Source organism: Aeromonas sp. MR16 (genome assembly GCF_022549315.1).
Lineage (GTDB): Bacteria > Pseudomonadota > Gammaproteobacteria > Enterobacterales > Aeromonadaceae > Aeromonas > Aeromonas aquatica.
Genome location: NZ_JAKZFK010000004.1, coordinates 87303 through 106637, shown reverse-complemented (window position 1 = coordinate 106637; position 19335 = coordinate 87303). Strand labels below are relative to the sequence as shown.

Here is a 19335-nt window from a genome sequence, read left to right as displayed (position 1 = left end):
AAATCGGAGCGATTTTCAAACGAGTAACAGACAACAACAGCTGACTGATTTAGTTGAAAAAAATGATATTCTTCTCATTCCCCTTATATACAACGTTCAAGGCCAGTGTGCGATGCAACAATGCGGTATTTATGAACAACTCATCACCCAACTGCTGACATCTAGACTCGACCGGGAGCGCTTTTACGTAGGGGAACGTCAACTTGAACCGGCTGAGGCAGCCGTCTGGTTATCACGGTTTCTTAGCCGTGTCTTGGAATATGCGGTGGGCTCGGTCACTGGAGAGGATCAGCTGCAACGGCAAATTGCACTGGCCAACCAGCTATTGCTTTGGCTGAAAGATCACATTCAAGACCCCGACTTTATCGAAGAAAATCTGATTAGCTGTCAGGGCAACATACTCACCGCCCTCTATGAATTGGATAACCCAATAGCGGCCAATTTGAAGCAATATGCCGAGGATATTTTCCCTCTGACAGGCCTGACTCAGAGTGAGCTGTTTTGCGGCAGCAATGCGGGCTTGTCGATGGAGTCAGAACTTAAGCGTGAAATATTATCGGCAGACAGCATCTGCTGGCTGGTCTCATTTATCAAATGGGCAGGCATTCGTATTTTTCGCCATGAGCTGGAAGAGTTCACTCGCAGCGGCCGCCGATTAAAGGTCATCACCACCTCTTATATGGGGGCAACCGACGCAAAAGCAGTCGAATTTTTAGCCAACCTGCCCAACACCGAAGTCAAACTCAGCTATAACACCCAACGTGAACGCCTGCATGCCAAGAGCTATCTTTTTTGCCGAAATACAGGCTTTCATACCGGCTATATAGGTTCATCCAACTTATCCCATTCGGCCCTCACCAGCGGTTTGGAGTGGAACCTTAAAATTACTTCGCAAGAAATACCTCATATCATCGAGAAATCCCTCAGTACGTTTGAAACCTATTGGGAATCCGATGATTTTGAGCTGTTTGATGGCAAGCTAGAAAGCAGAGCGAAATTACAGCACGCGTTGCAAGAGGCCAGCGGGAATGGTGACAAGAATAACGTTGCCTATTTCTTCGAGGTCACGCCTTTCCCTCACCAGCAGGAGATTCTTGAACAATTATCGATGGAGCGCTCCCAGCATCAGCGCTTTCGCAACCTGGTCGTCGCGGCAACCGGCACGGGCAAGACCCTGATCTCCGCCTTTGATTTTGCTCGGTTCCTGAAAAATAAACCCGATGCCAGATTTCTGTTTGTGGCCCACAAAGAGGAGATCTTGCGCCAAGCACAGGCCGCTTACCGCGGTGTGCTAAAACAGTCTAACTTCGGTGAACTGCTGGTCGGTGGCGCCATCCCCATGCACTACCAGCAGCTGTTTGCCTCTGTGCAATCCTTGAATAACCAGTTAGCTAATTTGCGTCTTAGCTCGGATTATTTCGATTACATCGTCATCGATGAGGTTCACCATATTGCCGCAGCCAGTTACCGTGGTTTGCTCGCAGCCTTTTCCCCAGAAATTCTCTTGGGACTGACAGCGACGCCGGAGCGCCATGATGGCAGTGATATTCTCGCAGACTTTGGTGGAGTGATCGCAGCTGAAATCCGCTTACCAGAAGCCATCAACCGTCGCCATCTCTGTCCGTTCCAATATTTTGGCATCGACGATGATACCGACTTGCGCCAAGTCGCTTGGAAAAATGGCCGTTATGACATTAGTGAGCTCACCAATATCTACACCCACAATCAGCAGCGGGTGCAGAAAATAGTCCAGAGCCTCTATGAGATCGTCACCGATATTACCAAGATCAAGGCGCTGGCATTTTGTGTGAGCCGTGAACATGCCGATTTTATGTGCAAGGAATTTTTATTGAAGGGCATCAAGGCTGACATCCTCACCAGCGATAACCGAGACGAGCGGCATAGCAAACAACAGGATTTGCGCACCGGGGTTACCAACATTCTCTGCGTAGTAGACATCTTCAACGAAGGTGTCGATATCCCGGAAGTCGATACCTTGCTGTTTTTACGACCGACGGAAAGCCTCACCATCTTCTTGCAGCAATTAGGGCGGGGCCTACGGCTGGCGAGTGATAAAGAGTGCTGCACCGTGTTGGATTTTGTTGGCAATGCTCGTGCGGAGTATGACTTTGCCCAGAAATTCCGGGCGCTGGTGGGTAAAACCAATAAAGCGATCAGCCACGAAATCAAACAGGGCTTCCCTCACGCCCCCTTGGGCTGCCGCATCGAGCTCTCAAAACAGACCCAAGAGTTAATTCTGAGCAATATCAAGAAGGCGACCCTCAATACCTCGCGACTCATGGGCCTGATCCGCCGTTTCTCACAGGACTGTGATTTACCGCTGACGCTGGCGAACTTTTTGAAGTTTTACCCTCATATCAGCCTTGAAGAGATCTACAAGCGCGGCAATTGGAGCACCTTGGTCAAACAGGCCCGCAACCATACCGTTTCTGAAATGAGCGATGAGAAGCTATCTACCCTCTACACCCGGGCCATCAAAACCCGGCTATTGGGATGCGATGCGATCCATTACTTGAAATTCTTACAAACCTTGGTGGAAAGCGCCTTTACCTTAACGGCCGAGCACGATGAACGCATGGCCTTGATGTGTCACTACGACTTCTGGCAACAGAGCGGCCCCAACGCAGGCTTTAGCTCCTTGGCGCACAGCCTGAAACAACTCAATCAACCAGAGTTAAGGGCCGAGCTGGCAGACCTGCTGCCCATACTGATCAATCGGGTGCAACACGAACAGCGAGCCATGCCAGACCTTCCCGGTAATCCGCTGCAACTGCATGCCCGATATGCCAGAGAGCAGGTGCTGGTTGGCTTTGGCGCGACCACCTTCGCGCAACAACCGACTGCTCGCGAAGGGGTGTATGTCATTGCAGATCAAAATATCGAGTTGCTCTTCGTAACCTTGAATAAAACGGAGAAACACTTCTCCCCCACCACCCGTTATCACGACTACGCCATTAACGAGTCACTGTTCCATTGGCAGAGCCAAAACAGCGCTTGCCCTGAGCGGGGCAAGGGTCTGAGTTACATCCAGCACAGAGAAAATGGTAAGCGATTGTTTTTGTTTGTCCGTGAACAAAGCAACGATGAGTTTGGTCGAACCCTTGGCTTCGTGAACTTTGGTGAGGTCGAGTATCTATCCCATAGCGGCAGCCAACCGATGAACATTAAATGGCGCCTGATGACCCCTATGCCACCGTTTATGTGGAAAGCGGCAGCAAAGCTGGCAATTGGTTAACTCGCTTTAGATAAAACACCTAGTCCTCTAAAACACCTCACCAAGCGGCGAGGTGTTAACATTCCATTCGCTCGATCCGGCCACCGCTGAGCTTGAAGAAGGCATCCTGTGGCAACTCTTGGCGCCAGGTGGTGACATAGTCGAGATCGGCATAGGCGCCGCGCAGCATGGCGCCAAACAGGCCGTGTGAGATGACGATGGCGTGCTCGGCGACTGTGCTATCCAGCAGCCAGGTCTGCGCCCGGCGCTGGATGCTCAGATAACCTTCGCAGCCGGGCGCCTGCAGATACCAGTCCGGTTGGCTGATATCGAGCTCGGGATGATCTTCCAGCAGATCCGGTACCCGGCAGCCCTCCCACTCCCCCATCCCCAGCTCCACCAGCCGCTCATCCCAGATGATCTGCTTATCCTCTATCCCCAGTTGCTGACACACCAGCAGCGCCGTCTGGCGGGCACGGCCCAGCGGGCTGGCATAGACGCGCCAGCGGGCAGGCTCGGCGATCTGCTCCCGCAGACGGGCCCCCATGGCGATGGCCTGCGCCTCGCCCCTGGCGGTCAGATCCGAGTTGCAGCGCCCCTGCAGCCGCTGTTCGGCGTTGTAGCGCGTCTGGCCGTGGCGCAGCAAATAGAGGACACGAGACATGATTTCTCCTGCGGGTTCAAATAGATAAATGAAAGGGCAAGATGATAGCAGATGCGCGGGGAGGGTGAATGGTAACAAGAGGAAAGGGGGAAAAAGAGGGGCCCACCCAGGCCCCTCTTCCACTGAATCTGTCGCCATAGCCCGCTAGCCTTTTTTTATCTCCCGCAGATAGCGGTAGATGGAGTGCACCGAGATGCCGAGCTGGCGAGCGGCTATCTGGGCGCTGTCTTTGAGCTCGAAGATCCCCAGCTCATGCAGCTGGTTGACCATGACCCTGGTCTTCTGGGACGGCGGCACCGCCTCGTTGCCCCGCACCTCGGCGCTGATGCTGTCGATGGTGCTGCTCAGGGCTTCATCGATGTTGCGGGCGAATACCTCGGGGGTCGCGCTCGGCTCGTGCTGGTGCATACATTCCGGCATCATGGTGCGCAGCACGGATTGCAGCGGGGCATCCATGTCGCTGTTGATGCAGAGCAACCCTATCGCCTGGTGCTCGCCGTTGCGAATGACGGTGGTGAGGGAGCGCAGCGTCTTGCCGGTGGCACACTTGGTCATGTAGGGGCTGGAGACGTCCTGCCCGCTCTTGAGCTTCATCATCGCCAGGTTGGTGATGGGGGCGCCGACGCTGCGGCCGGTGATATGGCCATTGGCAATCTTGATGATCGAGGGGTTGCGCGCATCCAGGCTGTGCAGCAGCACCTCGGTATGCTGGCCATACATGGCGGCGATGCCGTCCACTATGATCTCCATCGCCTTGAGGATCTCGAAATCGGTCGGGGTCAACTCGTGCAGTTTCATGGGGGCCTTAATGGTAACGCCGCGGCCCATGAATGGCTGCGGCTGGGTGCCTGCTCAGGCAGACATGATAGCCTCGGTGACGGCCATGTCCACTGTTGCCATCTAGTTGATCCCTATGACGGTTTTAGCATCTTGCCGAAGAAAACCCGAGCCTTGGGAGGACGTCGTCAAACGGCTCGCAAACAACTTCCCACCTCAGGGCAGCCGATGGGCGATGGCCTCGATCTCGACCCTGACGCCCATCGGCAGATCCTTGACCGCAAAACAGCTGCGCGCCGGACAATCCGCCAGGAAGTACGCCTGATAGACCCCGTTGAAGGCGGCAAAATCGGCGATGTCCGCCAGATAGCAGGTGGTCTTGAGCACGGTGTCCAGACTGCCACCGCCGGCCTCCAGCACGGATTTCAGATTCTCCAGCGATTGACGGGTCTGAGCCTCAACCCCCCCCTCCACGACGCCCCCCAGCCGCTTGCAGACAGGCAGCTGACCCGAGGTGAAGATGAGGTCGCCATAGGCGGTGCCGTGGCTATAAGGACCGATGGCATCGGGCGCGACGGTTGAGACGATAAGGGTTTTCATAGGACCTCCGAAGATCAGGTGCGGCGAGCATCAAGCTCATATTGTTCGTGCAACATTATTTGAGTTTTCGCCTTCTCACGCAACTTAATTTTCATTTAAACATCTTGTAAGCGCAGGGGATGGCAGCAAAAAACCAATGTAAAAAGTTGATTTATATTAAAAATACATTGAAAAGATACGAGGTGAAAGTACTCAAATTTTTTTGCATGCAATTCACCCCGGCGTATCCCTCGAATGTCTCAGTCGCTCCCGGGCTGCCATTGCGGCGACGCCCGGCCCCAGCCGCGGCGCCCGCGACCAAGCGACCAGCCTCTACGCCAAACCGAGCCAACCACGGCTTGATCCCAGGGGGCGCAGGCAGCGGATAGCAGATAGCAGATAGCAGATAGCAGATAGCAGATAGCAGATAGCAGATAGCAGATAGGATGCAGGCAATACTGCGCGAGGCCGCAATAAAAACGGCGCCCGAAGGCGCCGTTTTTTATTCCCGCTGTGCGGGGAACAAGCCAGAGGCTTATTCGTCTTCCAGATAGGCGTAGCCTTGCAGACCCAGCTCCAGCTCGTCGAGCAGAGCCTTGCGGGTCGCGTCGTCCAGCGCCGGGTGAGAGACGATGCGCTGGTAGTTCTCGCGAATGACGGACGGGTCTATGTTGACGTAACGCAGCAGCTGGTCGACGGTGTCGCCGCGCACCACATTGCGAATGTCCATCTTGCCTTCGTCGTCGAGCCACACTTCCGCGCAGTGGGTGTCACCGAACAGGTTGTGCAGATCGCCGAGGATCTCCTGATAGGCACCGACCAGGAAGAAGCCGACGTGGCACACTTCGTTCTCGGCGTACTCCGGCATCGGCAGGGTGCTTTCTACACCCAGGCCGTCGACGTAGTGCTCGACCTGACCATCGGAGTCACAGGTGATGTCCATCAGGATGCCACGGCGGGTGAGCGGACGCTCGAGGCCGGTGAGCGGCATCACGGGGAACACCTGACCTATGCCCCAGGCATCCGGCAGGGACTGGAACAGGGAGAAGTTCGCGAAGCACTTGTCTGCCAGCTTCTCGGAGAGCTCGTCGGCCAGGGCGCGGTGGTTGCGGTTGACCGGGTTGAGCAGCTCTTTGAGCGCCAGACAGGTGTTCTGGTGCAGCATCTCGGCCCAGGCACGTTGCTCCAGATTGAGCAGGCCCATGGTGTACTGGGTGTTCACATCGCCCAGATCAGCCACCGAGTCGTGGAAGATCTCCAGCAGGGAGGGATCTTCGCTGCGCAGGTCCAGCCAGCCCTTCCACATGTTCTGTAGAATGGTCGGTGCGTCTTCATCCGGCGCGCTGATGTCGCTCATCTCCACCCCTTCGGCACCAATCAGATTGGTGACCAGCACGGCGTGGTGAGCGGTCAGGGCACGGCCGGACTCGCTGATGATGGTCGGGTGCGGCAGGTCAAACTCGCGGCACACATCGCCGATGCCCCACACCACGTTGTTGGCGTACTCGGACAGGCTGTAGTTGGCGGAGCAGTGGCTCTGGGAGCGAGTGCCCTCATAGTCCACACCCAAACCACCACCGACGTCGACCACGTCGATGGGCACCCCTAAGCGACGCAACTCGGAATAGAAGCGGCCGCACTCGCGGATGCCACCCTGGATGTCGCGGATGTTGGCGATCTGGGAGCCGAGGTGGAAGTGCAGCAGTTGCAGGCAATCGAGCTTGCCGAGGCTGCGCAGGCGCTCGACCAGCGCCAGGATCTGGGAGGCGGAGAGGCCAAATTTGGACATGGAGCCGCCGCTCGATTCCCACATGCCGGAGCCGGTGGAGGCGAGCTTGGCACGCACCCCGATGTTCGGCTTGATGTTCAGGCGAACTGACTCGTCCAGCACCATTTCCAGCTCGGAAGGCTTCTCCACCACGATGTAGACCTTGTGGCCCATCAGGTTGCCCAAGAGGGCGTGGCGGATGTATTCGCGGTCCTTGTAGCCGTTGCACACGATCACCGAGCCTTGCTCATGGTGATGGGACAACACGGCCAACAGCTCCGGTTTGGAGCCCGCTTCCAGCCCAAGCCTTGGCTTGTCGCTGTAGGACTGGCTGATGGTCTCAATGACGCGGCGCTGCTGGTTTACCTTGATCGGGTAAACGCACAGATAGTCCCCTTCATAGCCTGACTTCTCGATGGCCTGACCGAAGGCGTTGAACAGCGCATCGACCCGGCTCTTGAGGATGTCGGGGAAACGCAGCAACACGGGGGTGGTCAGCCCGGACTGGCGCAACTGTTCGATGGCATCGGAGATGACGATGTGGGCATCGGGGCGCGACTTGTCGGGCGCGACGGTCACATGACCGGCGTCATTGATATTGAAAAAACCCGCACCCCAGTAGGGAACGTTGTAGACCTTCAAGGAGTCCTTGCTGGACCAGTTAGTCATGGGCTATGCCTCGCAAATGAGCGGCCAGAAGGCCGCCTTCGTTACCCTCAATCACATCCAGACCATCGATCACAAAGGGGGGCGAGCCTGGGCTGCCTGCTGGCGTTCGGAAGGGAGTGACGCCACGGTCATGACCTTCCACATCGCCAGACCCTCGATTGCAATCGCGGCAAGCCTGAGCTGCCTGGTGGATCTTGGGAAGTAACGAGTCTTGATGTGGGGCTGGTGGCTTTACATCAAGCTCAACGGTATGCGGTGCCACTCTAATGCGGCGCCGCGGTACTTTGATGACGAGCGGCATCAGCCACGCCGTTCGTTCATCATTCGGCAGCCATCGCGACGACAAGGGAGATTTCAAGGAAGATAAGGGAAGACGTCAGCACGCACGCGTGTTGATAGACGACGACCACCACAGCCAGCTCAACTCCAGTGACCACCCATGACAAGGGAAGATGATGAGCCATTGGCTCAGTCGGTCAGTTGGATGATGAGAGTCCGTTGCTCTCCCTGATACCGGAGCCTAACCGGTATTAAAGAAACCATACCCTAGCAGTGTCTGTCGTTTCTGCGTGCCTCGCCCTATAGGCGTATGATCCTGCCGGTGTCTGGCGGCTCTGCCTGCTCAGGGTTACCATCGGATCGGCGCGGAGTGTACACACTTACCGCCGCTACTGACAATAAAAAATCGTGTTAAAAAATCGGTTTTACCGGGTGGGTCAAATCTTGCTGTCAGCAAGGCTGGCTCTGGGATGGCGCGCACTGGCCCCCCCTCCCGATTAGCCCTGAAAATAACAGGTGAACCGGCCATCTTGCCCCATGCCTTGCCGGCACAGGGCTGAGGTCATATTCGACCAGCGCCAGTGTGATTAACCACGCTTTAATCTGGAGTTTTTATGCACAAATACCCCTTGAGCGGTCGGAACAGGCCCCCCATCCCTCCTCTCACGAATTCATCAAAAACTGCGCTGACGCAATAAGAGGCGCGACAGTATTGTCCACAATGGCCCCTCATCATTTCCGGTTCGAGGCTTGCCCATGGATACCCTGCTTGAGCGTTTTCTGCGTTACCTGACTTTTCATACCCGCTCCGATGCGACCAATCCCGCCTGCCCCAGCAGCGAGGGCCAGCGCGTCTTCGCCCGCGCCCTGCAGGAGGAGCTGACACAGCTGGGCTTGAGTCAGATCACGCTGGATGACAATGGCTACCTCACCGCCTGTCTGCCTGGCAACCAGCCGGATGCGCCTGCCATCGGCTTGATTGCCCATATGGACACCGCCGACTACGAGGCGGAGCAGGTGGTGCCCCAAATCATCGAGCGCTATCAGGGGGGAGACATCTGTCTCGGCAAGGGGGACGAGGTGCTGGCCATCCGCCAGTATCGTTGTCTGAAGAACTATCTCGGCCAGGATCTCATCACCACCGACGGCACCACCTTGCTCGGCGCCGATGACAAGGCAGGCATCGCCGAGATCCTGACCGCCGTCGAGCAGTTGCTGGCCCATCCCGAGATCCCCCGTGGCGACGTCTGGCTCGGCTTCACCCCGGACGAGGAGATTGGCCGCGGCGCCGATCTGTTCCCGCTGGACCGCTTCCCCGCCAAGTGGGCCTATACGGTCGATGGCGGTGAGCTCGGCGAGCTCGAATACGAGAACTTCAACGCCGCCAGCGCCACCGTGCGGTTTGTTGGCAACAACGTGCACCCCGGCACCGCCAAGGGAGGCATGATCAACAGCCAGACCCTGGCCGCCCGCTTCCATGCCGCCATGCCCCCCGAGCAGACCCCGGAGTGCACCGAGGGTTACGAGGGCTTCTTCCACCTGGCCCGGATGGAGGGCACAGTGGAGGAGAGCACACTGCACTACCTCATCCGCGACTTCGATGACGACGCCTTCGCCGCCCGCAAGGCCCAGCTCAAGGAGCGGGTCGCCTCCCTGCAGCTGGACGCCCCCAAGGCGCGCATCGAGCTGGAGATCAGGGATAGCTACCGCAACATGCGCGGCCAGATAGAGCCGCACATGCACATAGTGGCGCTGGCCAAGGCAGCCATGGTCGCGGCAGACGTGGTCCCCAAGATCAAGCCCATTCGCGGCGGCACCGACGGCGCCCGCCTCTCCTTCATGGGGCTGCCCTGTCCAAATATTTTCACCGGTGGCCACAACTTCCACGGTAAACACGAGTTCATCCCGCTGCAATCCATGGAAAAAGCGGTCGCCACCCTGGTGGAGCTGGTGCGGCTGACGGCCGCCTACCGGGCGTAACGGCGCAGCCCTGAGCTGTGCGAGCCGGGGGGCGTGCCGTTCATGGACTTTGGCACCGCCCCCGCGTTCAACCACGGTATCGACGGTCTGGCGTGGGTGGAGGTGGGCCGCATCAGGCCCCACAAGCGGGCGCGCTACCTCAATCAGCAGAGGGTCATGCCATCATCGTCCAGGCTGACAGTCAGACTGACTACCAATAAGCAAAAGGGAGGCATGGCCTCCCTTTTATCCGTTCCACTACCATAGATCACTCTGTGGCAGGCTTGCGATCCGCGTGGCCCAGATCCCGCTCCGGGGCGATGATGTCGCGCACCCGTTGCTTGATCTCTTTCGCCTCGGGGAAGCCCTCGTCGGCCACCCGATCCCACACCTGCACGCCGTTCACCAGGATCTTGAACTCCCCCTTGCTGGCGGGCACCAGCGCCACCTCGCCGAGATCGCTGTCGAAGGTGGAGAGCAGCTCCTGAGCCAGCCAGGCGGCGCGCAGCATCCAGCGGCAGAGGGTGCAGTAGCGGATCTCGATGCGGGGCTTGAGGTTGGGTTGTGCCATTTCTGTCATGGGAGGACTCCGTAAAGAGGGTCAGCGGACGATGGGAGCCCGCGACACCGGATGCAAAGAGGACGGGGCTCGCCCCTTCATTGGATAACCCCGTGAAAGTCGGCGAGCCAATGGCGCGCTATGGTCTGCATGGTGGTCTGGGGCAGCTCGAACAAGCCGGGCGCCGGGGCCTGACGAGACAGCTGATGCACCCCCTCGATGATCTCCGCCAGCACCAGATAGACATATTCGCCGATGACGGCACCGTGAACGAAGTTGACCGCCTCCCCCCGGTTGAGCAGGAAGATGGTGCTGCCATCCGGGCGGGTGAGCGCCAGCACATGGGGGCACACCTCCTCGCTCGGCCAGGAGAGCTGGGAGAGGCAAAACGCGAATTCGTCGTCGGCGGAGGTGACCGAGGCCAGCATGGCGCCGGGACGCAGCGCCTGCAGATCCGCGAGATCCAGCGAGCCGTTGCCGGTGGAGCAGATCACCAGCTCGGCCCGGCCGAGCGCCTCCTCCTTGCCCACCAGCTTGAAGCCATGGGACAGCGCCTCCACCTGGCGCAAGGCATCCGTCTCCACCAGCTCCAGATGCAAGTTGCGGCAACGCAGCTCGCGGGCGATGCTGCGCCCCACCTTGCCATAGCCAAACAGGGCGGCCTGGCAGACGTTGAAGGTGCGATTGAGGGTGCGCGCCAGGGATTCGGCGGAGTAGACCACGCTGAGGCCAATCTGGATATCCTCGGCCTGCTTGAGCGGGCTGCGCGCCACCGAGACGACGGGGGCGGCCAGCACCTCCTGCTCGTAGCGCTGATGGCCGTTTTCGGTCATCTCCACCACCCCGATGAAACGCGCACCGAAGTGCTCGGCGAGGATGGCCTGGGTCCTGGCAAAATAGCCGCCGATGTCCAGGATGATGAGTCGCTCGTGGGTCTCGATCAGGGGTGCTATCTGAGCGATCACCTGCTCAGGATCGTTGCTCCAGTGACGATCGAGGGGCAACACCGGGTAGTGCTGCTGGACCCAGCTCAGGGTGGGTCCGTGCACCGACTTGGGTTTGGGCAAGATGGCGCCCACCCGTCCGACTTGAGCGAGCGCCTGGATAAAATGGGGCCTGTCGGGGAGCAGATGGGTGACCAGCAGGATACAGAGGTCCTCGAGGCGCGCCTGCTCGATAAAATGGCGAAAAAACAGATGCTCAGATCCTTGACTGCGCAACTGTGCGCCTCCTTATTGTGCCGCAAGTATGCAGGCAGACAGAACCCGGCATGGCCGGGTTCTGTCTGCGTCCAGATAAGACGTAATGAAATCATTTTTATCTGAAACCACAATGGCGCTCAATCTTTATCTGCGCAGACTATGACTGAGCATGCAAATATAAACGTAATCGCCTGTTTATCATGCAAAAATCAGTACAGTGAAGCCTCCGGCCAGACCCACCACAGACTCCATCCGGCGCCGATGCCCGCCACCAGGACAAGCAGGGCCCAGCGCTGGATCCAGGGCCTGTTGCGCAAGGCCCATTCCAGCAGCGGCAGCAGCCAGACCGGCAGCAATACCAGCAGCGGCACCTCCACGTATTGCCAGGCCAGCATCTGCACAAAGGCGAGCGCCAACGCCAGCGCTGCCGGCGCCACCTTCACCCGGGCGAAGGCACCGAGCAGGGCACGGAAACCGGCGAAGGCCGCGAGGGCCCCCCCCAGCTGGGCAATGAGCAGGCTGCCGTCGATGCCGATGACCAGCGCCAGCCAGATGAAGCCGAGCGCAAAGCCGAGCCCCTCCTGGCTGTCGGTGCGCAGCTGCGCCCACCCGAACCAGGCGATGGCGGGCAGCAGCGCCAGCCAGATCCGCGGCTCGGTGCCAAGCACCGAGGCCAGCCCCTGCCACCACACCAGGGCGCCAAGCACGGCGAACAGCGCGACGGCGGCCCGCTTGTCTTCTACCTGAGCCGCGATGGCGGGCACCAGCAGGCACAGCGGCAGCCACTGCCAGGCCTTGACCGGCAGGCCATAGGCGCCGCCGAGCAGGCAGCCCACCAGCCAGAGCGCCAGCGCCCCCCACAGATACCCCAGCCTCGGCCAGCGCCATGACAGCAAAGCGGCCCCCAAAGGGGCCGCCAAGGTTTGCAACAGGAGTGCTACGCCCATTACTTGCGCACGCCTTCGACGAACAGGTTGATGCTCATCTCGTCAGGAATGCCCGGCAGCATGTAGTTCACACCGAACTCGCTGCGCTTGATGGTGGTGGTGGCGTTGAAGCCGCTGCGGTAACCGCCCCAGGGATCCTTGCCTTCGCCGATGTGGACCAGCTCGAATGCCACCGGCTTGGTGACGCCGTGCAGGGTCAGGGTGCCCTTGAGCACGCCCTTGTCCTTGGTGCCTTCATAGCCGGTGCTGACGAAGGTCATCTTGGGGTACTGCTTGACGTCCAGGAAGTCCGGGCTGCGCAGGTGCTTGTCGCGGGGCTCGTGGTTGGAGTCCACGCTGGCGGCATCGATCTCGAAGCTCGCCTTGGCCGCGGCCGGGTTGGCCTCGTCCATGCTGAAGGTGCCACTGAAGGTATTGAAACGGCCGACCAGCTCGGAGAAGCCGAGGTGGCCCACCTTGAACTGGACTGTGGTGTGGGCGGTATCCACATCGTAATCGGCCGCCATCAGGGGAGCCGCCATAAACAGGCAGGAAGCCAGCAGGGCCTTGGTCATTTTCATTCCGTTCGTTCCTTCATTGGGGGGTTCATATCGATACCTGACATGCTAACCTCCGAGCAGGAATGGATAATCATCGATTTATTAAAATAATTATCAACCGAGAGTGGAATATGGATCAGATAGCCGCCATGCGCACCTTCATCAAGGTGGTGGAGTGTCAAAGCTTTACCAAGGCCGCCCATCAGCTCGGCATCTCGGTCGCCATGACCTCCAAGCTGATGCAACAGCTCGAGGAGTCCCTGTCGACCCGGCTGCTGTCGCGCACCACCCGCCAGGTCAACCCAACCGAGGCGGGCCAGTTCTACTACCAGCGCTCCCAGGCGCTGCTGGCCGAGCTGGAAGAGACCCACAGCCAGCTCACCCGCAACAACCAGCAGCCCCAGGGCACCCTCAAGCTGTCGGTGCCCATGGACTTTGGCTACCTGCACCTCTCCCCCGCCCTGCCGCTGTTTCGCGAGCGCTTCCCCGAGCTCAAGCTGGAGATCGAGTACAGCGACCGGCGGGTGGCGCTGGTGGAGGAAGGCTTCGATCTGGCGCTGCGGATCGGCAACCTGCCGGACTCCTCCCTGGTGGCCAAGCCGCTGGCCATGATGAAGCTGGTGGTGTGCGCCAGCCCGACCTATCTGGCCCGCCGGGGCAGCCCCAAGACCCCCGAGGATCTCAAGCAGCACGACTGCCTCATCTACACCCTGACCCAGCCGGACTGGGTGTTCAAGCGGGATGGGGAGCAACTGAGCGTGCGCCCGCAGGGGCCGCTTCGCGCCAACAATGGCGTGGCCCTGACCCGGGCAGCCTGCGACCACCAGGGCATCATATTGCAGCCCACCTTCATCGTCGGGGACGCGCTGCGCGCCGGGGCCCTGGTCCCGCTGTTACCGGAATGGGACAAGGGGCAGGTGGGGCTCTATGCGCTCTACCCGCACCGCCGCTTCGTCTCGGCCAAGGTGCGCTGCTTCATCGAGTTCGTGCAAGAGCGCTACCTCGCCCCTCATTACTGGGATCGGGAGGTGTAACCGGTGGTGATAACGCGATGATGTAAGCGGCCTCGCCTCCCATGGCGGGAGGCGAGGCTGATGTTCAGGAGTGGGTCTGGGGGGGCGCTTTATGATCGGCTGGCCGTGGCAGCTCGGCCACCAGCAGCAGTTCGGTCATCGTCAGCTGCCAGCGTGGCAGCCGGCGCCGCAGGGTGGCGAGCTGCTCCTCACTCAGCGCATAGGGCAGCGTGATGTGCAGGCAGTGGCAGTCCAGCATCCCCGCCAGTTGCAACGTCAGGACGAGGTTGGCCTCCTCGGTCTTGTGCTTGTTGATGCGCTTGCCGAGTTCCTGGCGAAAATGGGTCTCGGGATCCTGGGTCATCGCCTGCCAGCCATAGCCAAACAGCGGGATCAGGGTGCTGACGATGCCAAGGGCGGTCAGCGGCCGCTTGGGGGGATGATAGAGGGCGTTGAGATCCAGCAGGACAGGGCGTTGATGGGGCTCACGACTACCGGATAAAATAGCATTACTCATTGGATAACCTTGTTGATTCCTCTAGACTTCGCCGCAGTTTTAACCAGACATGCCAACGAGGTGCTGATGCTAAGCGATATCGAGATCTCCCGCCAGTCCCCCCGCCTGCACATCGACGAACTGGCCCGGCGCCTTCGCATCCCGGCCGCCCTGCTCAGCCCCCGGGGCCATCACAAGGGCAAACTCAGCCTGGCGCTGCTCAAGGAGCCACCGCACAAGAGCGGCAAGCTGGTGCTGGTGAGCGCCATCACCCCCACCCCCCTCGGCGAGGGCAAGACGGTCACCACGCTCGGGCTCTCCATGGGGCTCAACCACATAGGCCAGTCCAGCATCGCCACCATACGCCAGCCGAGCCTGGGGCCCGTGTTCGGGGTCAAGGGGGGCGCCGCCGGGGGCGGCCACGCGCAGGTGGTGCCCATGGAGGAGATGAACCTGCACCTCACCGGGGATTTTCACGCCCTCGCCGCCGCCCACAACCTGGCCGCCGCGGCGCTGGATGCCCGCCTGTTCCACGAGCATAAACTCGGCGATCAGTTCACCACCAAGACCGGCCTGCCGCGCCTCGACATCGATCCCGCCAACATCCTCTGGCCGCGCACCCTGGACATGAACGACCGCGCCCTGCGCCACCTCAGCATCGGCCAGGGCAGCCCGGCCGATGGGGTGGAGCGCCCCGATCGCTTCGTCATCACCGCCGCCTCCGAGCTGATGGCCATACTGGCGCTCGCCAGCGATCTAAGAGATCTGCGCGCCCGCATCGGCCGCATACAGCTCGCCCTCGACAGTCGCGGCCAGCCCATCACCGCCGAACAGCTCGAGGTAGCGGGAGCGATGACGGTGCTGCTGAAAGACGCGCTGCAGCCGACCCTGATGCAGACCACGGAGCAGACCCCGGTGCTGGTGCATGCCGGCCCCTTCGCCAACATCGCCCACGGCAACTCTTCGGTCATCGCCGATCGCATGGCGCTCGGGCTCACCGACTTTGTCGTGACCGAGGCGGGCTTTGGCTCCGACATGGGGCTGGAGAAGTTCTTCAACATCAAGCATCGCCAGTCCGGCATCAACCCGTCCTGCGTGGTGCTGGTGGCCACGGTGCGCAGCCTCAAGGCCAACAGTGGCCTGCTCGACATTCGCCCCGGCCAGCCCTTGCCCGCAAGCCTTGGGGAAGAGGATCTGCCGACCCTGCGCCAGGGCTGCGCCAACCTCGCCTGGCACATCGCCAACGCCCGTCGCTACGGGGTGCCCGTGGTGGTGGCCATCAACCGCTTCCCCAGCGACAGCCAGGCCGAGCTGGCGCTGCTGGCGGACGAGGCGCGCCGCGCCGGTGCCTGCGGCGTCGCCCTCTCGGAAGCCTTCACCCGAGGGGGCGCCGGGGCCAGCGAGCTGGCCCGCGCCGTGGTCGCCGCCTGTGAGCAGCCGAGCGACATCCAGCTGCTCTACCCCGACGAGATGAGCCTCAGCGCCAAGCTCGCCACCCTGGTGGAGTGCGGCTATGGCGGGCGCGGCGTCCTGCTCTCCGACAAGGCCAAGCGCCAGCTCGCGGCGCTCTCGAAGGCGGGTTGGGATCACCTGCCCATCTGCGTGGCCAAGACCCCGCTGTCGCTGAGCCACGATCCCGCCCTCAAGGGTGTGCCCACCGGCTTCGAGGTGCCCATCGAGGAGGTGAGGCTGTGCGCCGGCGCCGGCTTCGTCTACGCCCTGGCGGGCCCCATCATGACCATGCCGGGCCTCGGCAGCCTGCCAGCCTATCGTCATATCGATATCGACGATAACGGTGAGATTGTCGGTTTGAGCTGATGGCAACCCTGGCAGCCTGCCACCGATCATCGCCATATCGGCATCGACGAGCAGGGTGAGATCGTCGGCCCAAGTTGATGACGGCAGCAAAACAGGCCGGGCTTAGGCAGCCTACCACCCAAAAACAAGGCCCCGCCAATTGGCGGGGCCTTGTTTTATCGGCAGCTTATCAGGCTCAGAGCGTGAAGCGCTGGGTCATATGATGCAAGGAGGTGGCCAACTTGCTCAGCTCGACGCAGGCCTGGGCGGTCTGCTGGGCACCCAGCGCATTCTCGTCGGCGGCATTGTGGATGTTGACGATGCTGCGGTTAAGCTCTTCGGTCACCGCGTTCTGCTCCTCGGTCGCGGTGGCGATCAGGGTATTCATGTCCGATATCTGGGTGACGGCACCATTGATGCTGTCGATGCTGTTACCCGCCTCCCGCGCCAGGTCGACGCTGTCTTGCATCTGCTGGCGGCTCAGTTGCATGGCACTGCCCGCCTCGGCGGTGCGCTCCTGCAGCACCTCGATCATCTTGCTGATCTCGGCGGTAGAAGCCTGGGTGCGCTGGGCCAGGGAGCGCACCTCGTCCGCGACAACCGCGAAGCCGCGCCCCTGCTCGCCCGCCCGGGCCGCCTCGATGGCCGCATTGAGCGCCAGCAGGTTGGTCTGCTCGGCGATGCCGCGGATGACGTCAAGCACCATGCTGATGTTGGCGCTGTCGGCTTCCAGCTGCTGCACCACGCCGCCCGCCTGCTCTATCTGCTGCGACACCTGCTCGATGCTGGTGATGGCTCGCCCCACCACCCGATGGCCTTCGCCCGAGGTGTGGGAGGCATCCTTGGCCGCGCTCATGGCATCCGTGGTGTTGCGGGCCACCTCAACGACAGTGGACTGCATCTCGTTCATGGCGGTGGCGACCTGGGACACCTCGCTCTGCTGGTTGGCCATGCCCCTGGCGGACTGCTCGGAAATGGCACTCACCTCCTCCACCGCGCTGCTGAGCTGGCTCACCGAGCCCGCAATCTCGCTCACCAGGCTGGCCAGCGCCCCCTGCATGCGGTCGATGGCTGAGCCGAGCTGACCCAGCTCGTCGCGGTTGAAGCGACTGCCCCGGATCCACTCCTGCAGCTCGCCCCTGCCGAGTTCACCGCTGGCGATGCGCTGGGCATGACGGGCCAGCATGATGAGCGGATCGCGGATCTGTCGGGTCAACACCACAGACAGGCAGACCACCAGCCCCAGCCCCACCAGCAGCGTGATGAAGACGCTCAGCTTGGCATCGTCATAGGCCTCCACCACCTCGGCGCGGGAGTTGACGGAATAGCCATGGTTGATGCGAATGAGGTCCGCCACCGACTTGGCCAGCGTGGTGTAGAGGGTGACCCCCTCGGACATGAAGAGGCGCTGGGCCTCGGCCATCTGACCGCTGTCCTGCATCTGCCGGATACGTTGATGCAGAGCGACGTACTTCTCCCAGTCTACCTTGACGATGTCGAAGGTCCGACGCTCCTCCACGTCTGCCGCCCAGATGGTGGCATCGTGGGCCGCGATCTGCTGCCCGGCCTCCCTCAGGCTCTGCTCGCTGGCATCGCGGTAACGGGCTTTCTGCTGGGGATCGTCCGCCACCAGGAAGACATCCAGTTCGTAGCGACGCAGGGCGTTGATGGTCTCACCCAGTGCACTGGTGCGCACCACGGCGGGCAGTATGCTGTCGGTGAAGCCGATGGCGGCCCGGTTCATCTTGCTGAACTCCAGCAGCGAGAAGCCGCCGATAAAGGCCATCATCAGACCGAGCACGGCGAAGCCGGCGGTGAGTTTCTTACCTATTGTCATGGTGTTCATGGCATGTCCTGCAATGGGTGAACGAGTGGCATTCATCTGCGCGGTGCCCTGTGGCGCACATCACGCTAGCTGCCATCCATAGCAGTACATCCAGCCTTGTCCGTGCTGGCACGGACCAGTTTCCCTGTGGGGGAGTGAGCCTTGGCTCGTCGGCGCTCATCGAACGCCTCGCCGGCCTGACGGGGCTCCGGGTGAAGGGGTCCAACAGGCCGTCAATCGGCATGGTGAGCTGTATCGGCCCGACCGGGCACGGCTTTAGCACTTTTCTGACGAAAGTGTCGGGCAGAGCAAAAGGGGAGAGAAGACGACAGGGGCATGTCGATGCGACATGCCCCTGTCTGCTAGCCTTTCAGGCCGCCGAGGAACTCGGCGCGGGTGTCCGGCTGGGTCTTGAAGACGCCACCGAGGGAGGTGGTGGTGGTATAGGAGGTGGAGTCCATCACGCCGCGGGCCTTCACGCAGAAGTGGGTCGCACGGATGCTGATGGCCACGTCCCTGGTGCCGAGCAGGGTCTGCAGCGCCAGCAGGATCTGCTGGGTGAGCCGCTCCTGCACCTGGGGCCGACGGGCGAAGAACTGCACTATGCGGTTGATTTTCGACAGCCCTATCACCTTGCCGCGGGGGATGTAGGCCACGTGGGCCAGCCCGTCTATGGTGACGAAGTGGTGTTCGCAAGTGCTGGTGAGGCTGATGTCCCGCACCATGATCATCTCGTCCACCTTCATCTTGTTCTCGATCACCGTCACCTTGGGGAAGGTGCTGTAGTCGAGGCCGGAGAAGATCTCGTTCACGTACATCTTGGCGATGCGGTGGGGCGTCTCGGTCAGACTGTCGTCACGCAAGTCCAGCCCCAGCGTTTCCATGATGGCGCGCATGTGGCCTTCGATCTTCTCTCTCTTCTGCTGGCCGTTCAGGTCATTGGCTACCAGCGGAGTCTCCAGGCCCTGGGCCTCGAGGGCGGCCCTGACCAACAGGGCTTCCTGGCTTAAGCTCGTCATCTTGTTTC

16 protein-coding genes and 1 pseudogene are annotated in these 19335 nt (G+C 60.7%); 6 read left to right on the top strand and 11 right to left on the bottom strand.

Annotation, left to right across the window (positions count from 1 at the left end; genetic code table 11):
* Positions 1-112 precede the first annotated feature (112 nt).
* Entirely contained in the window at positions 113-3256 is a 3144-nt protein-coding gene (locus MM194_RS05395) for a DEAD/DEAH box helicase (RefSeq protein WP_277605046.1), read from the top strand.
* Between the two features lie 55 nt (positions 3257-3311).
* Here the strand turns inward: MM194_RS05395 and MM194_RS05390 are convergent, their stop codons facing one another.
* The 4 genes from MM194_RS05390 to speA all read right to left on the bottom strand — a co-directional run bounded on the left by MM194_RS05390 (position 3312) and on the right by speA (position 7692).
* A complete protein-coding gene (locus MM194_RS05390) occupies positions 3312-3899 on the bottom strand; it encodes a histidine phosphatase family protein (RefSeq protein WP_241342953.1) in 588 nt (195 codons plus the stop codon).
* A 144-nt stretch (positions 3900-4043) separates the two neighbouring features.
* A complete protein-coding gene (locus tag MM194_RS05385) occupies positions 4044-4697 on the bottom strand; it encodes a PAS domain-containing protein (RefSeq protein WP_033129400.1) in 654 nt (217 codons plus the stop codon).
* A 195-nt stretch (positions 4698-4892) separates the two neighbouring features.
* Positions 4893-5276 (bottom strand): Rid family detoxifying hydrolase, encoded by a 384-nt coding sequence (locus MM194_RS05380; RefSeq protein ID WP_033129388.1) that lies wholly within the window; start codon positions 5274-5276, stop codon positions 4893-4895.
* A 514-nt stretch (positions 5277-5790) separates the two neighbouring features.
* Complete coding sequence (gene speA, locus MM194_RS05375; RefSeq protein ID WP_033129387.1) at positions 5791-7692, bottom strand: biosynthetic arginine decarboxylase; 1902 nt, start codon at positions 7690-7692, stop codon at positions 5791-5793.
* On the opposite strand from speA, the gene MM194_RS05370 reads away from it, so the two are divergent.
* The 3 genes and pseudogenes from MM194_RS05370 to MM194_RS05360 form a co-directional block, all read left to right on the top strand.
* A complete protein-coding gene (locus MM194_RS05370; RefSeq protein ID WP_241342952.1) occupies positions 7673-7897 on the top strand; it encodes a hypothetical protein in 225 nt (74 codons plus the stop codon). The two genes, speA and MM194_RS05370, sit on opposite strands and share 20 nt — an antisense overlap.
* Before the next feature lie 830 nt (positions 7898-8727).
* Entirely contained in the window at positions 8728-9951 is a 1224-nt protein-coding gene (gene pepT, locus MM194_RS05365) for a peptidase T (RefSeq protein ID WP_241342951.1), read from the top strand.
* Positions 9952-10197, top strand: a pseudogene (locus MM194_RS05360) (hypothetical protein); the annotation flags it as partial.
* Position 10198: 1 nt separating this feature from the next.
* On the opposite strand, the gene MM194_RS05355 reads toward MM194_RS05360, so the two are convergent.
* The 4 genes from MM194_RS05355 to MM194_RS05340 all read right to left on the bottom strand — a co-directional run bounded on the left by MM194_RS05355 (position 10199) and on the right by MM194_RS05340 (position 13198).
* Positions 10199-10510, bottom strand: a complete 312-nt coding sequence (locus tag MM194_RS05355; RefSeq protein ID WP_241342950.1) for a SelT/SelW/SelH family protein — start codon at positions 10508-10510, stop codon at positions 10199-10201.
* A gap of 77 nt (positions 10511-10587) precedes the next feature.
* Positions 10588-11709: an adenosylhomocysteinase gene (locus MM194_RS05350; protein WP_033129383.1), complete on the bottom strand. Its 1122-nt coding sequence runs from the start codon at positions 11707-11709 to the stop codon at positions 10588-10590.
* Positions 11710-11900: 191 nt separating this feature from the next.
* On the bottom strand, positions 11901-12638 hold the full coding sequence (locus tag MM194_RS05345; RefSeq protein WP_241342949.1) for a hypothetical protein: 738 nt from the start codon (positions 12636-12638) through the stop codon (positions 11901-11903).
* Complete coding sequence (locus MM194_RS05340) at positions 12638-13198, bottom strand: YceI family protein (protein ID WP_033129381.1); 561 nt, start codon at positions 13196-13198, stop codon at positions 12638-12640. Before MM194_RS05340 ends, MM194_RS05345 begins: the two co-directional genes overlap by 1 nt.
* Before the next feature lie 110 nt (positions 13199-13308).
* Here MM194_RS05340 and MM194_RS05335 point away from each other — a divergent pair, with 110 nt between their 5' ends.
* Positions 13309-14211 carry a LysR family transcriptional regulator gene (locus MM194_RS05335; RefSeq protein ID WP_033129380.1) on the top strand — a complete coding sequence of 301 codons (903 nt, stop codon included), beginning with the start codon at positions 13309-13311 and terminating at the stop codon, positions 14209-14211.
* 64 nt (positions 14212-14275) lie between these two features.
* On the opposite strand, the gene MM194_RS05330 is transcribed toward MM194_RS05335, so the two are convergent.
* On the bottom strand, positions 14276-14707 hold the full coding sequence (locus tag MM194_RS05330) for a hypothetical protein (protein WP_241342948.1): 432 nt from the start codon (positions 14705-14707) through the stop codon (positions 14276-14278).
* A 66-nt stretch (positions 14708-14773) separates the two neighbouring features.
* Here MM194_RS05330 and MM194_RS05325 point away from each other — a divergent pair, with 66 nt between their 5' ends.
* On the top strand, positions 14774-16504 hold the full coding sequence (locus tag MM194_RS05325; RefSeq protein WP_241342947.1) for a formate--tetrahydrofolate ligase: 1731 nt from the start codon (positions 14774-14776) through the stop codon (positions 16502-16504).
* Between the two features lie 175 nt (positions 16505-16679).
* Here MM194_RS05325 and MM194_RS05320 read toward each other — a convergent pair whose 3' ends face one another.
* Positions 16680-18329 (bottom strand): methyl-accepting chemotaxis protein, encoded by a 1650-nt coding sequence (locus tag MM194_RS05320; protein ID WP_241342946.1) that lies wholly within the window; start codon positions 18327-18329, stop codon positions 16680-16682.
* A 341-nt stretch (positions 18330-18670) separates the two neighbouring features.
* Positions 18671-19327: a GTP cyclohydrolase I FolE gene (folE, locus tag MM194_RS05315; protein WP_033129376.1), complete on the bottom strand. Its 657-nt coding sequence runs from the start codon at positions 19325-19327 to the stop codon at positions 18671-18673.
* Between the last annotated feature and the right edge of the window lie 8 nt (positions 19328-19335).

Bases quoted from the DNA above. Each gene is read 5' to 3' on its own strand.
- MM194_RS05330 (WP_241342948.1), bottom strand. From the start codon at position 14,707: ATGAGTAATGCTATTTTATCCGGTAGTCGTGAGCCCCATCAACGCCCT.
- MM194_RS05340 (WP_033129381.1), bottom strand. From the start codon at position 13,198: ATGAAAATGACCAAGGCCCTGCTGGCTTCCTGCCTGTTTATGGCGGCT.
- pepT (WP_241342951.1), top strand. From the start codon at position 8,728: ATGGATACCCTGCTTGAGCGTTTTCTGCGTTACCTGACTTTTCATACC.
- MM194_RS05325 (WP_241342947.1), top strand. From the start codon at position 14,774: ATGCTAAGCGATATCGAGATCTCCCGCCAGTCCCCCCGCCTGCACATC.
- MM194_RS05345 (WP_241342949.1), bottom strand. From the start codon at position 12,638: ATGGGCGTAGCACTCCTGTTGCAAACCTTGGCGGCCCCTTTGGGGGCC.
- MM194_RS05395 (WP_277605046.1), top strand. From the start codon at position 113: ATGCAACAATGCGGTATTTATGAACAACTCATCACCCAACTGCTGACA.
- MM194_RS05355 (WP_241342950.1), bottom strand. From the start codon at position 10,510: ATGACAGAAATGGCACAACCCAACCTCAAGCCCCGCATCGAGATCCGC.
- speA (WP_033129387.1), bottom strand. From the start codon at position 7,692: ATGACTAACTGGTCCAGCAAGGACTCCTTGAAGGTCTACAACGTTCCC.
- MM194_RS05380 (WP_033129388.1), bottom strand. From the start codon at position 5,276: ATGAAAACCCTTATCGTCTCAACCGTCGCGCCCGATGCCATCGGTCCT.
- folE (WP_033129376.1), bottom strand. From the start codon at position 19,327: ATGACGAGCTTAAGCCAGGAAGCCCTGTTGGTCAGGGCCGCCCTCGAG.
- MM194_RS05335 (WP_033129380.1), top strand. From the start codon at position 13,309: ATGGATCAGATAGCCGCCATGCGCACCTTCATCAAGGTGGTGGAGTGT.
- MM194_RS05390 (WP_241342953.1), bottom strand. From the start codon at position 3,899: ATGTCTCGTGTCCTCTATTTGCTGCGCCACGGCCAGACGCGCTACAAC.
- MM194_RS05320 (WP_241342946.1), bottom strand. From the start codon at position 18,329: ATGAACACCATGACAATAGGTAAGAAACTCACCGCCGGCTTCGCCGTG.
- MM194_RS05385 (WP_033129400.1), bottom strand. From the start codon at position 4,697: ATGAAACTGCACGAGTTGACCCCGACCGATTTCGAGATCCTCAAGGCG.